The following is a 14,635-nucleotide window of genomic DNA, read 5'->3' as shown; positions in this document are numbered from 1 at the left end:
ACCCCTCCGGCTCAGGCGAGCCGGCAACTAGTGGCCCGTGAACACCGCCGGGCGCTTGGCGAGGAACGCCTCGACCGCCTCCCGGTGGTCGACGCTCGTGCCCAGGGGCGTCTGCAGCCGGGCCTCCAGCGCGAGGGTCTCCTCGAGCGAGTCGGTGGCCGCCGTGGCCAGCACGGTCTTGACCGCCCGGTAGGCGGCCGTGGGACCGGCGGCCAGGCGGACGGCCAGCGCACGGGCCTCGTCGGCGACCTGGTCGGCCGGGACCACCCGGTGCACGAGCCCCCACTGCTCGGCGGTCTCGGCGGGGAACGGCTCGGGCAGGAGCAGCAGCTGCGCGGCCCGCGAGCCCCCGACGCAGTGCACCAGCCGGGACGCCAGCGCCGAGTCCGAGGACAGGCCGATGCCGGTGAACGCGGTGGTGAACTTCGCGCCGGCGGCGGCGACGCGGATGTCGCCGGCCAGGGCGATCCCGAGGCCCGCACCGGCGCAGGCGCCGTTGATCCCCACGACGACGGGGACCCGCAGGCCCGACAGCGCCAGGACCAGCGGGTTGTACTCCGCCTCGACGATCGACAGCGACGTCTCGGCGTTCCCGCGCAGCGACTCCACGTGCTCCGCGAGGTCCTGGCCGACGCAGAAGGCGCGCCCCGAGCCGGTCAGCAGCACCGCGCGCACCGACTCGTCCGCCGCCACCTCGGTGACGACGTCGAGCAGCTCCCGGCGCAGCGCCGAGGTGAGCCCCGGCCGCAGGAGCGTGATGGTCGCGACGCCGTCCGCGTCCTCCCGGGTCACCGTGTCGGCCATCCGTCGTCCTCCCGCGCCGTCGAGAGCCGCGACCCCCGCGACCCGGACGTCACCCTGCCAGCCGTCGTCCTCCCCCACCGCAGCGCGTCCTCCCCCACCGCACACCGGGAGGGAGGACGCGCCGGGATCAGCTCCCCTGATCCCGGAGCTCGCGGCGGAGGATCTTGCCCGTCACCGTCTTCGGCAGCTCGTCGATGACCACCACCTGGCGCGGGTACTTGTAGGCGGCCATCCGCTCCTTGCAGTGCGCGATGAGCTCCTCCGGCGTCACCTGCGCCCCGGCCCGCAGGCTGACGAACGCCTTCACCGTCTCCCCGCGCTTCTCGTCGGGGACGCCGACGACGGCGGACTCGCGCACCGCCGGGTGCTCGGCCAGCACGTCCTCGACCTCGCGCGGCCAGACCTTGTAGCCCGAGGCGTTGATCATGTCCTTCTTGCGGTCGACGATGAACACCCAGCCGTCGGGGTCCATGAAGCCGACGTCGCCGCTGTGCAGCGCGCCCCCGGGGAGGCCGGCGGCGGTCTCCTCCGGCTTCCCCCAGTAGCCGGCCACGACCTGCGGGCCCTCGGCGACGATCTCGCCCACCTCGCCCAGGGGCAGGTCACGCCCGTCGTCGTCCTGGATGCGGACGATCGTGTTCGGTGCCGGCGTGCCCACCGACAGCGCGCCCGAGGTCGGGTCCACCGGCGACGGCGACCCGAACGGCGTCACGGTCATCGGGGACGTCGTCTCGGTGAGCCCGTAGGCGTTGTGCACCTGGATGCCGGTCGCCTCCTTGAACGCCTTCTCCGCGGTCGGGCTGATCGCCGCGCCCCCGGAGTAGACGGAGGTGAACGAGGAGAAGTGGTCGCGGGTGAATCCGGGGGCGTTGAGCAGGGCGTTCAGCGCGGTGATCGCCCCGATCGTGAAGGTCGGCCGGTGCTCGACGAGGGCGTCGAGCACCACCTGCGGCTCGAACCGGTAGGCCAGCACCAGCGGCGCCGGCACCAGCATGCTCACCGCCACGTGACCGATCAGTCCGGTGATGTGGAACAGCGGCGCGACGCCGAAGATCGCGCCGTCCCGCCCGGCGTGCACCCAGTCCCGGTAGACCTGCGCGGTGAAGACCACGTTGCGGTGGGTGTTCATCGCGCCCTTGGGCACCCCGGTCGTGCCGGAGGTGTAGGTCAGGAACGCGACGTCGTCCGCGCCGAGGTCGACCGGTGGCGGCGTCTGCCCGCGGTACCGCCCGGCGAACTCCAGCAGGTCCTCGGTGCCCTCGTGCCGCTGCCGCCGGGTGCCGGCGAACAGCCGCTCGTCGTCGCGGGTCTGGAAGTCGAGCTCGCTGGTGGTCAGGACGAGGCGGACGTCGGTGTCGGGCACCACCTCGCGGGCGACCTCGCCGTACAGCCCCTCCAGCGAGAGCAGCACCGTGGCGCCGGAGTCCGCCAGCAGGTACGACAGCTCCCGCTTCCGGCTCATCGGGTTGATCGACACCATCACGCCGCCGGCCTTCCAGGTCGCGACCATCGCGATCACGAACTGGGGCACGTTCTGCAGGTAGACGGCGAGCCGGTCGCCGGCGGAGAACCCGGAGGCCAGGAGCCCGACGGCCAGGGCGTCGCTCAGCTCGTCGAGCTCCCGGCGCGAGACGCTGCCGTCGAAGTACTGCAGGGCGACGCCGTCCGGGTCGGCGGCGACGCCGGCCCGGAACATGTCGAGCGCGTCGTCGAACTCGATCTCGTAGTCGGCCGGCTGGTCCCCGTAGCGGGCGAGCCACGGCCGCTCGTCGTAGACGCTCACCTCGGTGCCTACTTGATCGCCAGCGGGTTGGCCGGCGAGCCGGCGGCCAGGTGCACCTTCAGCGGCGCGGCGGCCCAGAGGAACGTGTACTGGCGGTCCTCGGCGCAGTCGGCGGCCAGCGCCTCGAGGTCGCAGATCTCGGTGAGCGCGACGCCCAGGTTGCGCATCAGGGCGCAGTGCAGCGGCAGCGCGGTGCCGTTGTTGGGGTCGTAGGTCACCTCGTTGGCGATCGTGTCCGTCGCCAGGTTCGGGATCTCCATGTCCTGGAACCAGCGGACCAGTTCCGGGCTGTACACCAGGCCGGGCTCGTTGAAGCCCTCGTAGAAGGCGTCGCCCTGGTCGTGGAAGAGCTGCAGGAAGTTCGTCCGGACGACGAGGATGTCGCGCTTCTCGATGGCGACGCCCTGCGCCTCGGCACACGCCAGCAGGTCCTCGTGGGTGAACGTCTCGCCCTTGTCGAGGGTCGGCTTCCCGCGGAAGCGGGCCATGTCGAGCAGCACGCCGCGGCCGACGACGCCCCGCTGGGCGATGGGCTCGACGCTGGCCCGGTCCATGCCGCCGACGGTCGTCCGGGCGTCGAAGCCGTTCCAGATCTTGCCGTCGTACCAGACGTGGCCGAGCGCGTCGTACTGCGTGGAGCCCTGGAGGTAGGCGTTGATCTTGTCGTCGGCGTAGTGCAGCCCGCCGGGGAACGCGGGAGCGCCCTCGACGTCCCAGCTGGACTCGTCGAGCACCTGGGTGCGCTCGGCGGGGGTGCGGCCCGGCCACACCGGGTCGCCCTTCGGGTCGCCGATCAGCCGCTGCAGGGTGAAGACCTTCCCCTGCCGCACGTGCCGGATGCCCCGCATCACCTCGTCGGCGGTCAGGTAGTTGAGCGAGCCGACCTCGTCGTCCTCGCCCCACTTCCCCCAGTTGGTCGGGGCATCGGCCAGGACCTCGGTCATGTCGGGCGCATCGGGCACGTCGGTCTCCTCGTCGTCGAGGGGTGGCGGGACGTGTCCACGGTCACAGTGCCGCGGGCGCCGGGCAAGACCACCGGCCTCCGGTGCAACGTCGAGCAACGTCCGCCCGTCACCCGAGTCAGTTCTGCGACAGTGGCTGACGCCCCAGGAATCGTGAGTAAGGTGTGCCTGCCCTGAGCCGGATGGCGGGGTCCCGTCGATCGCGGAAGGGCGGTGGCCCGTGTTCCTCGCGAGTTTCCTCATCGGACTGCGTGAGGGCATCGAGATGGTCCTCGTCGTCTCGGTGCTCGTCGCCTATCTCGTCAAGACCGACCGGCGCCAGCACCTGCCCGCCGTCTGGTCCGGCGTCGGGGCCGCCGCCGCGCTGTCCATCGGCTTCGGCGCGGTCCTCTCCTACGTGTCGACCACCGTGCTCGGCGGGCCCGGGCAGGAGCTCTTCGACGCCATCACCTCGACGATCGCCGTCGCCCTCGTGACGTGGATGATCTTCTGGATGCGCACCGCGGGGCGCCGGATCTCCGGTGAACTGCGCGGTCAGATGGACGGCGCCATGGGCCGGACGGCCGGGCTGGGCGTCGTCACCGTCGTCGGCATCGCGTTCCTCGCCGTCGTCCGCGAGGGCCTGGAGACGACCCTGCTCTTCTTCGCCTCCGCCCAGGGCGCGGTCAGCTCGCAGCCGCTGTTCGGGCTCGGCGTCGGCCTGCTGGTCGCCATCGTGCTGGGGGTCGCGCTCTACCTCGGCGCCGTGCGGATCGACATCGGCCGGTTCTTCACCATCAGCGGCCTGCTGCTCATCCTCGTCGCCGCCGGGATCTTCAAGTACGCCGTCCACGACTTCCAGGAGGCCGGCGTCCTGCCCGGCCTGACCACGCAGGCCTTCGACGCGTCCTCCTGGCTGACGCCGGGCACCTGGTACGCCGAGTTCCTGCGCGGGCTGATCAACCTCACCCCGCAGCCGTCGGTGCTGGAGACCGTGGCGTGGCTGCTGTACCTCGTGCCCGTCCTGGTGCTGTTCCTCTGGCCGTCCCGCCCGGCCCTCCGCACTCCCGGCGCCGCGCCGGCTCCCATCCCCACCACCCAGTCGGAGACCACCGAGCATGTCCGTTCGTGACCGTCGCAGCCGCCTCCCCCTCGTCGCGGTCGGGCTGCTCGCCGCGCTGACCGCCGCCGCCTGCTCCTCCGACGACGGCGGGTCCGGGAGCTCCGGGGACGCGCAGGACACCATCGCCGTCGCCGCGTCCGACGACGCCTGCGACGTCGACGCCAGCGAGCTGCCGGCCGGCACGCACGAGTTCCAGATCACCAACAGCGGGTCGCAGGTGACCGAGTTCTACGTCTACGCCGACGGCGACCGGGTCATGGCCGAGGTGGAGAACATCGCCCCCGGCGTGGCCCGCCCGCTGCTGGTCGAGCTCCCCGCCGGCGACTACGAGACCGTCTGCAAGCCGGGGATGGTCGGCGACGGCATCCGCAACGCCCTCACGGTGACCGGCGAGGCCGAGCAGCTCAGCGACAACGAGGCGCTCGCCCAGGCCGGCGAGGACTACCAGCGCTACGTGCAGAGCCAGACCGCCGCGCTGCTGGAGCAGACGACGGCCTTCGTCGAGGCCGTGAACGCCGGCGACATCGAGGGGGCCATGGCGCTCTACCCGGTGGCGCGGACCTACTGGGAGCGCATCGAGCCCGTGGCGGAGAGCTTCGGCGACCTCGACCCGATCATCGACGGGCGCGAGGGCGACCAGGAGGAGGGCCAGGACTTCACCGGGTACCACCGCATCGAGCAGGCGCTCTGGGTGGCCGGCGACGTCTCGGACATGGGCCCCTACGCCGACCAGCTGCTGGTCAACGTGCAGGAGATCGTCGACAAGGCGAACGAGGTGACCCTCGACCCCCTCCAGCTGGCCAGCGGCGCCAAGGCCCTGCTCGACGAGATCGCCTCCGGCAAGATCACCGGCGAGGAGGAGCGGTACTCCCACACCGACCTCTGGGACTTCGCGGCCAACCTGGAGGGCAGCCAGGCCGCCGTCCAGGCGCTGCGGCCCTTCCTCGAGGAGGCCGACCCGGACCTCGTCGGCGAGATCGACGAGCGGTTCGCGGCGGCCGAGGCCGAGCTGGAACAGTACCGGTCGGGCGACGGTTGGATGCTCCAGACCGAGCTCACCGAGGACCAGCTGCAGGGCCTGAGCGACAGCATCACCGCCCTCTCGGAGTCCGTGGGCCGGGTCGCCTCCGTGGTGGCCGACCAGCAGTGACCCCCTGACCCCTCCCCTGGACCCAGGACGGCGATGACCGACACCCCGATCCCCGACGCCCCGCCGGAGACGCCCCCCGCGGGCCTGTCCCGCCGGCGGCTGCTCGGCGCCTTCGGGATCGGCGCCGCCGGTGTGCTCGCCGGCGGCGTCGCGGGGACGGCGGTGGGCCGCGCCACCGCCGACGCGGCACCCACCGACGTCGCGACCGCGGCCACCGAGGCGGTCGCGTTCTCCGGGGAGCACCAGGCCGGGATCGTCACCCCGGCGCAGGACCGGCTGCACTTCGTCGCGCTCGACGTCCGGACCGACGACCGCGACGAGCTGGTCCAGCTGCTGAAGGACTGGACCGCGGCCGCGCGGCGCATGACCGCGGGGCAGGACGCGGGACCGGTCGGCGCGGTCGGGGGCGGGGACTACGACGTCCCCGACGACACCGGCGAGGCCATCGGTCTGCCGCCGGCCGGCCTGACGATCACCGTCGGCTTCGGGCCGACGCTGTTCACGACGCCCGACGGGGTCGACCGCTTCGGGCTCGCGGCGCAGCGGCCCGAGCCGCTCGTCGAGCTGCCCTCGTTCCCCGGCGACCAGATCGACCCGGCGATCAGCGGTGGCGACCTGTGCATCCAGGCCTGCGCCAACGACCCGCAGGTGGCCGTGCACGCCATCCGCAACCTGGTCCGCCTCGGCGCCGGGGTGGTGAGCGTGCGCTGGTCGCAGCTGGGGTTCGGGCGGACGTCGTCCACGAGCACCGGGCAGGCCACGCCGCGGAACCTCTTCGGGTTCAAGGACGGCACCGACAACCTCAAGGCCGAGAACGCGAGCACGCTGGACCGCTTCGTCTGGGTCGGGGACGACGACGCCGACTGGCTGCGCGGCGGGTCCTACCTGGTCACCCGGAAGATCCGGATGCTCATCGAGCCCTGGGACTCCTCTCCGCTCAACGAGCAGGAGGCCACGATCGGGCGGACCAAGGGCCGGGGGGCGCCGCTCGGGCAGCGGGAGGAGTTCGACCCGGTCGACTTCACCGCCCAGGTCGACGGCGAGTTCGCGATCCCGGAGACCAGTCACGTCTTCCTCGCCCACCCGACGAACTCGGGGACGGCGATCCTGCGCCGCGGCTACAGCTTCGTCGACGGCAGCGACGGCCTGGGCCGGCTGGACGCCGGGCTGTTCTTCATCGCCTTCCAGGCCAACCCGGAGACGGGGTTCGTGCAGGTGCAGCGCAACCTGCGCACCGACGCGATGAACGAGTACATCCGGCACACCTCCTCGGCGGTCTTCGCCTGCCCTCCGGGCGTGCGCGACGACAGCGACTGGTGGGGCCGCACGCTCTTCGAGGGCTGAGGAGACGCGGGCACCCGCCGCCCGTCCCACACCGCCCGCGCGGCGTACAGAGCCGTTCCCGCGCCGTTACCAGAGTGACGCCTGGGATCACGTACCGCGATCCTCCGTTGCCTGGGAGGATGGGGCGGGAGTGGCGTCGGTGGACCTCGGGAGACCGGCGCCCTCCGTGTGCACGGGGCTCGGTGGCGAGGGGGGAACCGCGGTGGTGGAGCCGGGGCGGCAGGACCTGGGTGAGCGGTACGAGCTCGTCCAGCTGATCGCCTCCGGAGGCATGGGTCAGGTCTGGCGTGGCACCGACGTGCTGCTCGGCCGGCCGGTCGCGGTCAAGGTCCTGCGCAGCGAGTACACCGGCGACCCGACCTTCCTCGCCCGGTTCCGTGCCGAGGCCCAGCACGCCGCCGCCCTGTCGCACCGCAACATCGCCGGCGTCTTCGACTACGGCGAGACCGAGTCGCAGTACGGGGAGACGCTGGCCTACCTGGTGATGGAGCTCGTCGAGGGCGAGCCGTTGTCGGCGGTCCTCCACCGGGAGGGCCGGCTCGACACCGCCACCGCGCTGTCGGTGCTGCAGCAGACCGCCGCCGCGCTGGGCGAGGCCCACCGGGTCGGCCTGGTGCACCGAGACGTGAAGCCCGGCAACATCCTGGTCTGCCCCGACGGCAGCGTGAAGATCACCGACTTCGGCATCGCCTGGTCGGCCGGGAGCGTCCCGCTGACCCGCACCGGCCAGGTCATCGGCACCCCGCAGTACTTGTCGCCGGAACAGGCGGAGGGCCGGCTGGCCACCCCGGCCAGCGACGTCTACGCGCTGGGCCTGGTCGGCTACGAGTGCCTGGCCGGCCATCCGGCGTTCGACGGCGACAACGCCGTCACCATCGCGCTGAAGCAGCTCCGCGAGGACCCGGAGCCGCTGTCCGGTGAGCTGCCGACCGGGGTGCGCACGATCATCTCGCGGGCCCTGGCCAAGGACCCGGCCGCGCGCATGCCCGACGGCGACGCGTTCGCCGAGGCGGTCGCCGCCGTGCGGGCCGGGCGGGTGCCGGCCTGGGAGCCGCGGGAGACCGGCCTGGTCGCGGTGCCGGCGTCCCCGCCGCCGTCCTCGGCCGGCGACGGTCCCGACACCGCGCTCGTCGGCGCGCGGCGCACACCGCCGCCGCCGGCCCGCCGCCGCGCCACCGCGCTGCTGGTGCCGCTGGTCGCCCTGCTGCTGGGTGCCGCCGCGGCCGCAGGGGTGTTCCTCGCGCTGTCGGGTCCGGCACCGTCGACGCCCGTCGCGGCCGCGCAGACGCAGGAGGCCGACACCCTCGTGCTGGTCGCGGGGGACTACGTGGACCGGTCGATCGAGGACGTCGCCGGCGAGCTGTCCGCCCTCGGGCTGAGCGTGTTCCGCCGCACCGACGTCACCAGCCTCGTCGCGCCGGGCACGGTGACGCGGATCAGCCCGACCGGCACCACGCTCGAGCCGGGCGACGACGTGACGGTCTGGTACGCCGTGGCACCGGCCGCGCGCCGGACCACCGGGAGCAGCGGACCCGGCGGTGGCGGGGTCGCGGTCGTCGACGGGGACACCCCGGCCACGGTCGCCGTCCCGCCCGCCCCCTCGACCGATCCCGCTCCGCCCAGCGCTCCGACCGGGACGACCCCGTCCGGGACGGCGGCGCCGACCGGGACGACCCCGACCGGCTCGACGGCCCCGACCGGGACCACCCCGACCGGTACCAGCAGCCCGACGACGACGGACACCGGGCCGACCACGACGACGAGCACCAGCACGTCCACCGGCACCACGACGCCCCCGCCGGACTGAGCCCGCGACGGCGGGTTCCGGCCCGCGCACCTAGGGTCGGCCCGTGGGTATGCGCGCGGGCGTCGTCGTCACCGGGACCGAGGTGCTCACCGGGCGGGTGACCGACCGCAACGGCCCCTGGCTGGCCGAGCAGCTCCGCCAGCACGGCCTCGACGTCGCGTCGGTCGTGGTGGTGGGGGACCGGCCCGAGGACCTGCGGGCCGCGCTGGACTTCCTGGCCGGAGCGGGCGTCGACCTGCTGATCACCTCCGGCGGGCTGGGTCCCACGGCCGACGACCTCACCGCCCAGGTGGTCGGGGACTGGCACGGCCGGCCCTCGGCGGTGGACCCGGAGCTCGAGGCGCGGATCGCGGCGATCGTGGCGCGGCTGACCGCCCGGCGCGGCTGGCGGGTGGACCCGGAGGCGCAGGCCGCGGGGGTCGCCAAGCAGGCGCGGGTGCCCGCGGGCGCCACGGTGCTGGAGCCGGTCGGCACCGCGCCCGGCCTCGTCGTGCCGCCGGCGGAGGGGCGCAGCGGCCCACCGGTCGTCGTCCTCCCCGGGCCGCCACCGGAGCTGCAGGGGATGTGGCCGGCGGTGCTGGCCGCCGGGCCGGTGGCCGGGGTGCTGGCGAGCGGCGCGGAGCTGCGGCAGGAGACGGTCCGGCTGTGGGGCACCCTCGAGGCGCAGCTCGCCGCCACCCTGCGCGACCACGACGCGGAGCTCGGCGGCCTGGAGATCACCACGTGCCTGCGCGACGGCGAGCTCGAGATCGTGACGCGCTTCGGCCCCGAGGCCCAGCCCGCCTACGACCGGCTGAGCGGACTGCTGGCGGCGGACTACGGCGACACCCTGTACTCCACCGGCCCGACCGTCGACGACCTCGTGGCGGGCGCGCTCGAGGCGCAGGGGCTCACGATCGCCACCGCGGAGTCGTGCACCGGCGGGCTGCTGGTCGCCCGGCTGACCGAGCGTCCGGGCTCCTCGGCCTGGGTGCTCGGCGGGGTGTGCTCCTACGCGAACTCGGCGAAGGAGGCGATGGTCGACGTCCCGGCGCAGATGCTGGCCGAGCACGGTGCGGTGAGCCCGCAGGTGGCCCGCGCGCTCGCCGACGGCGCCCGGGCCCGGTTCGGCGCCGACGTCGGCGTGGGCATCACCGGGGTCGCCGGCCCGGGCGGCGGGTCGGCGGAGAAGCCGGTCGGCACCGTGCACCTGTGCGCGGCCGGTCCCGACGGCGTGGTGGCCCGCTCGGTGCGGCTGCCCGGCTCGCGGTCGGCGGTGCGGGAGCGCTCCGTCGTCCTGGCGATGCAGATGCTGCGCGAGCTGCTGCTGGGCGGTCCGCCGGCGTGACGACGACGACGCTGCACGCGACCGGCCCGCTCCCACCGGCGCAGGCCTGGGACCGCTACCGCTACCTGGACCGCTGGCCGGAGTGGGCGCCGCAGATCACCGCCGTCGACTGTCCCCAGCGGCTGCTCATCCCCGGCGCCCGCGGCCGGGTGCACGGGTTCGGCGTGCCGCTGCCCTTCACGATCGAGGCCGTAGACCGGGCCGACCGCTCCTGGTCCTGGACGGTCGCCGTGGGGCCGCTCCGGATGCACCTGCACCACTGGGTGACCGACGGGCCGGACGGCGGCACCACCACCGGCCTGCGCACGACCGGGCCGGCGCCGCTGGTCCTCGCCTACGCGCCGCTGGCGCAGTGGGCGCTGCACCGCCTCGTCCGCTGACCGCGGGTTCCACGTGGAACCCCCGCCGTCCTACCGTTCCTGCCATGAGCACGACGCACGAGGTCACCAACCAGGTGCCGCCGCTGGCCGGCCACGACCCGATCGCCGGTGACGTCGCGCTGGCCGAGGCCTGTGTCCGGCACGCCGACGAGGCGACCCTGGCCTCCCTGGCCGAGCTCGGTGCGCTGGCCGGCAGCGAGCAGGCCCGCGAGTGGGGGCGGCTGGCCGACGAGAACCGGCCGGTGCTGCGCACCCACGACCGCTACGGCAACCGGATCGACGAGGTCGAGTTCCACCCGGCCTGGCACGAGCTGATGCGGACGGCGTTCGAGCACGGCCTGGCCGGCGCGCCGTGGGCTGTGTCGTCCACCCACCCCGCCACCCCGGCCGCGCGCCACGCGCACGTGCGCCGCGCCGTCGGCTACCTGGGGTGGACCCAGGTCGAGATGGGCCACGGCTGCCCGGTCACGATGACCTACGCCGCCGTCCCCGCGCTGCGCGCCGCCCCCGAGCTGGCCGCGGTGTACGAGCCCGGGCTCACCGGGCGGGGGTACCGCTTCGGCCTCACCCCGCCGGCCGCCAAGCCCGGGCTGGTCGCCGGCATGGGGATGACGGAGAAGCAGGGCGGCTCCGACGTCCGGTCCAACACCACGCGCGCGGTAGCGAACGCCGACGGCAGCCACGCCCTGACCGGCCACAAGTGGTTCACCTCGGCGCCGATGAGCGACCTGTTCCTCGTGCTCGCCCAGCTGCCCGAGGGCGTCTCCTGCTTCCTGGTGCCGCGCGTGCTGCCCGACGGCAGCCGCAACGTGTTCCGGCTGCAGCGGCTCAAGGACAAGCTCGGCGACCGCGCCAACGCCTCCAGCGAGGTCGAGTTCGACGGGACGACGGCCTGGCTGGTGGGGGAGCCGGGGCGCGGGGTCCCGACGATCATCGAGATGGTCAACTCGACCCGGCTCGACTGCGTGATCGGCTCGGCGGCCACGGTGCGGGCGGCGCTGACCCAGGCGCTGCACCACGCCCGGCACCGGCGGGCCTTCGGCGCCCTGCTGGCCGACCAGCCGCTGATGCAGAACGTGCTGGCCGACCTGGCGGTGGAGAGCGAGGCGGCGACCGCGCTGGCGATCCGGCTGGCGGCCGCGGTCGACGCGGGGGAGTCGGCGTTCCTGCGCCTGGCGGGGGCGGCGGCCAAGTTCTGGGTGTGCAAGCGGACGCCGGGCGTGGTGGCCGAGGCGCTCGAGGTGCTCGGCGGCAACGGCTACGTCGAGGAGTCGGGCATGCCGCGGCTCTACCGCCAGGCGCCGCTGAACAGCATCTGGGAGGGCTCGGGCAACGTGATCGCGCTCGACGTCCTCCGGGCGCTGGGCCGGTCGGCGGAGTCGCTGGCCGCCGTCGGCGCGGAGCTGGAGCTCGCCCGCGGGGCCGACGCCCGCTACGACGACGCGGTGAAGCGGTTGCACGCCGAGCTCGGTGACCCCGACGGCCTCGAGCAGCGGGCCCGGCGGGTGGCTGGGCAGCTGGCGCTGTGCCTGCAGGGCTCGCTGCTGCTGCGGCACGCCCCGGCAGAGGTCGCCGACGCGTTCTGCGCCACCCGGCTGGGCGGGGACTGGGGCGCTGTCCTGGGAACTCTCCCGGCCGGCACCCCGGCGGCCCGCATCGCCGAGCGGGCGGTCGTCGCCCCCGCCTGACTCAGCCCTGCCCGTCAGCGGCGGCGTGCCACTACTCTCGGCGGTGCGTCGGTCTCCGTGCCGTCGTGGGGCGGCGCCGCTCGGGTGTTCCCGCCCCCGGGCACGGGGGCGGCGCTCCGCAGGGGGAGAAGGAAGCGGAATTGGTGCAGCGAGACGACCGCGGTGCGGTGCCGGCCGGCCAGCGCGACCTCTTGGCGACGGTCTCCGACGCCGTCTACCACCTCGACCGCGACTGGCAGATCACCTATCTGAACGCCGCGGTCGAGGAACTCGTCCGGCGGCCCGCGGAGGAGCTGCTGGGCCACGACCTGTTCGAGGCGTTCCCGGCGCTGCGGGACTCCGAGCTGGAGCGCGAGCTGGCCGCGGTGCTGGCCGACGGGCAGCCCCGCAGCTTCGAGTACCGGTACGAGCCGGTGGACCGCTGGTTCGAGGTGCGCGCGTTCGCCGACGCCCTGGGCCTGGCGGTGTTCCTGCGGGACGTCGAGGAGGAGCGCCGGATCCGGGACGAGCAGGCGGCGGAGGTGCGCCGGCTCTCCGCGGTGCTCGACGCGCTGCCCTCGCCGACGGCGCTGCTGGACCCCGACGGGCACATCCTCACCCTCAACCGGGTCTGGGACGAGAACGCGCAGCGGATCCGGGCCAGGGGTGGCTACGCCGGGCAGATCGGCGACTCCTATCTGGAGCTGATGGAGCACGGGCTCGCCGCCGCCGATCGCGACCGCATCGTCGAGGGGGTGGGCCGGCTGCTGGCCGGCCCCGGCCCGGTGTTCACCCACGACTTCTCCCACCCCGTCGGCGACCACACCGTCTGGTTCCGCCTGCAGGCGGCCCGCGTGGAGCCCACCGGGCAGGTCGTGATGGCCAACACCGACATCAGCGAGCGGGTGCGCCAGCAGGAGGCGCTGGTCTGGCAGGCCACGCACGACGACCTCACCGGCCTGCCCAACCGCGGGCGGCTGCTGCACCTGATCGGGGAGGCGCTGGCCGAGGACCCCACCCACACGTCGCTGCTGTTCCTCGACCTCGACGGCTTCAAGACGATCAACGACTCCCTCGGTCACGACGTCGGCGACGAGCTGCTGCGGGAGGTCGGCAGCCGGCTGGCCGCGCAGGTGCGCCCGGACGACGCCGTCGGCCGGCTGGGCGGCGACCAGTTCCTCGTGCTGGCCCGCGGGTGCGACCTGTCCGAGGCCGCGGCGCTGGCCTTCCGGCTGCAGCAGTCGTTCGCCGCGCCCTTCGTCGGCGAGGGCATCTCCGTCCCGCTGTCGGCGAGCATCGGCGTCGCCGTCGGCCAGCCCGGCCAGCGCAAGGCGCACCAGCTGCTGAGCGACGCCGACGCGGCTGCCTACGCCGCCAAGGGCTCCGGCCGCGACCACATCCACCTGTTCTCGCCGGGGCTGCGCGACGCCGCCCGCTGGCGGCTGGAGGTGGCCAACGCCCTCCGTGACGGTGCGCTGGAGCAGCTGGTCGTCCACTACCAGCCGGTCGTGCGGGTCGACACCGGCGCCATCGACGGCGTCGAGGCGCTGCTGCGCTGGCAGCACCCCGAGCACGGCCTGCTCAGTCCCGATGCCTTCCTCGCCGTCGCCGAGGAGACCGGCCAGCTGATCCCGATCACCCGGTGGCTGCTGGGGGAGACCACCCGGCAGTGCGCCGAGTGGGCCGCGCAGGGGCTGGACCTGCGGATGTCGGTGAACATCAGCGCCCGGCACTTCTCCGCCGAGACGCTGGTGCGCGACGTCCGGGTGGCGCTGCACGACTCCGGCCTGGCCCCCGAGCAGCTCGTGCTGGAGCTGACCGAGACCAGCGTGGCGGAGGACCCGACCCGCGCCGAGGACCAGCTCTCGGTCCTGCGCAACTCCGGCGTCCGGGTGGCGATCGACGACTTCGGCACCGGCTGGTCCTCGCTCGCCCAGCTGATGGCCCTGCCCATCGGGACGCTGAAGATCGACCGCTCGCTGCTCATCGCCGCCCAGCGGCTGACCACGGGAGGCACCGGCGCGGTGCTGACGGCGATCGTCGCGCTCACCCGGACCCTGGGCATCCGCTCGGTCGCCGAGGGCGTGGAGACGCCCGAGCACCTGCACATGGTCCGCGAGGCCGGGTGCGACCTGGCGCAGGGCTACCTGCTGGCCCGGCCGATGCCCGCCGACGCGGTCATGACCTGGGCCGGGCGGGTGCGCGCGGGGGGCGGCGACTCCTGCGCCCTCGCCCTCGCGGGGTCCCTGCGGTAGGCGTCTTGCGTCGACGCGCCCGCTCGCCCGGTGGCCCACCGCAGCCGCTGGGGC

11 protein-coding genes are annotated in these 14,635 nt (G+C 74.2%); 8 read left to right on the top strand and 3 right to left on the bottom strand.

The features are described from left to right. Positions 1-27 precede the first annotated feature (27 nt). The 3 genes from N555_RS0106355 to N555_RS0106345 form a co-directional block, all read right to left on the bottom strand. Positions 28-804, bottom strand: a complete 777-nt coding sequence (locus N555_RS0106355) for an enoyl-CoA hydratase-related protein (RefSeq protein ID WP_029430658.1) — start codon at positions 802-804, stop codon at positions 28-30. A 127-nt stretch (positions 805-931) separates the two neighbouring features. Continuing rightward, positions 932-2,587 carry a class I adenylate-forming enzyme family protein gene (locus tag N555_RS0106350; RefSeq protein WP_029430657.1) on the bottom strand — a complete coding sequence of 552 codons (1,656 nt, stop codon included), beginning with the start codon at positions 2,585-2,587 and terminating at the stop codon, positions 932-934. Between the two features lie 8 nt (positions 2,588-2,595). Further along, complete coding sequence (locus N555_RS0106345; protein ID WP_029430656.1) at positions 2,596-3,549, bottom strand: cyclase family protein; 954 nt, start codon at positions 3,547-3,549, stop codon at positions 2,596-2,598. Positions 3,550-3,769: 220 nt separating this feature from the next. Here N555_RS0106345 and efeU point away from each other — a divergent pair, with 220 nt between their 5' ends. From efeU to N555_RS0106305, 8 genes are all read left to right on the top strand, one after another. Continuing rightward, complete coding sequence (gene efeU / locus N555_RS0106340; protein WP_029430655.1) at positions 3,770-4,660, top strand: iron uptake transporter permease EfeU; 891 nt, start codon at positions 3,770-3,772, stop codon at positions 4,658-4,660. After that, positions 4,647-5,801 (top strand): iron uptake system protein EfeO, encoded by a 1,155-nt coding sequence (gene efeO, locus N555_RS0106335; RefSeq protein ID WP_029430654.1) that lies wholly within the window; start codon positions 4,647-4,649, stop codon positions 5,799-5,801. The genes efeU and efeO overlap by 14 nt, the downstream gene beginning before the upstream one ends. Before the next feature lie 33 nt (positions 5,802-5,834). Further along, entirely contained in the window at positions 5,835-7,145 is a 1,311-nt protein-coding gene (gene efeB / locus N555_RS0106330) for an iron uptake transporter deferrochelatase/peroxidase subunit (RefSeq protein ID WP_051683797.1), read from the top strand. A gap of 202 nt (positions 7,146-7,347) precedes the next feature. Beyond that, positions 7,348-8,952, top strand: coding sequence for a protein kinase domain-containing protein (locus N555_RS0106325; protein WP_029430652.1), 1,605 nt, complete (start codon positions 7,348-7,350; stop codon positions 8,950-8,952). Between the two features lie 49 nt (positions 8,953-9,001). Then, the gene (locus tag N555_RS0106320) at positions 9,002-10,279 is read left to right on the top strand and encodes a competence/damage-inducible protein A (RefSeq protein WP_029430651.1); all 1,278 of its coding nucleotides are present in this window, start codon (positions 9,002-9,004) and stop codon (positions 10,277-10,279) included. After that, positions 10,276-10,659, top strand: coding sequence for an SRPBCC family protein (locus N555_RS0106315; protein WP_029430650.1), 384 nt, complete (start codon positions 10,276-10,278; stop codon positions 10,657-10,659). Before N555_RS0106320 ends, N555_RS0106315 begins: the two co-directional genes overlap by 4 nt. 44 nt (positions 10,660-10,703) lie before the next feature. Continuing rightward, on the top strand, positions 10,704-12,347 hold the full coding sequence (locus N555_RS0106310) for an acyl-CoA dehydrogenase family protein (RefSeq protein ID WP_029430649.1): 1,644 nt from the start codon (positions 10,704-10,706) through the stop codon (positions 12,345-12,347). 143 nt (positions 12,348-12,490) lie between these two features. Next, positions 12,491-14,581 (top strand): putative bifunctional diguanylate cyclase/phosphodiesterase, encoded by a 2,091-nt coding sequence (locus tag N555_RS0106305; RefSeq protein WP_051683796.1) that lies wholly within the window; start codon positions 12,491-12,493, stop codon positions 14,579-14,581. The last annotated feature ends 54 nt before the right edge of the window (positions 14,582-14,635 follow it).

This window comes from Blastococcus sp. URHD0036 (assembly GCF_000701365.1).
Lineage (GTDB): Bacteria > Actinomycetota > Actinomycetes > Mycobacteriales > Geodermatophilaceae > Trujillonella.
The sequence above is the reverse complement of the archived record's forward strand: the minus strand, read 5'-3'. Positions and strand labels throughout refer to the sequence as shown.

Coding starts and splice junctions, on each gene's coding strand:
- efeO (WP_029430654.1), top strand. CDS start 4,647: ATGTCCGTTCGTGACCGTCGCAGCCGCCTCCCCCTCGTCGCGGTCGGG.
- N555_RS0106310 (WP_029430649.1), top strand. CDS start 10,704: ATGAGCACGACGCACGAGGTCACCAACCAGGTGCCGCCGCTGGCCGGC.
- N555_RS0106320 (WP_029430651.1), top strand. CDS start 9,002: ATGCGCGCGGGCGTCGTCGTCACCGGGACCGAGGTGCTCACCGGGCGG.
- N555_RS0106355 (WP_029430658.1), bottom strand. CDS start 804: ATGGCCGACACGGTGACCCGGGAGGACGCGGACGGCGTCGCGACCATC.
- efeB (WP_051683797.1), top strand. CDS start 5,835: ATGACCGACACCCCGATCCCCGACGCCCCGCCGGAGACGCCCCCCGCG.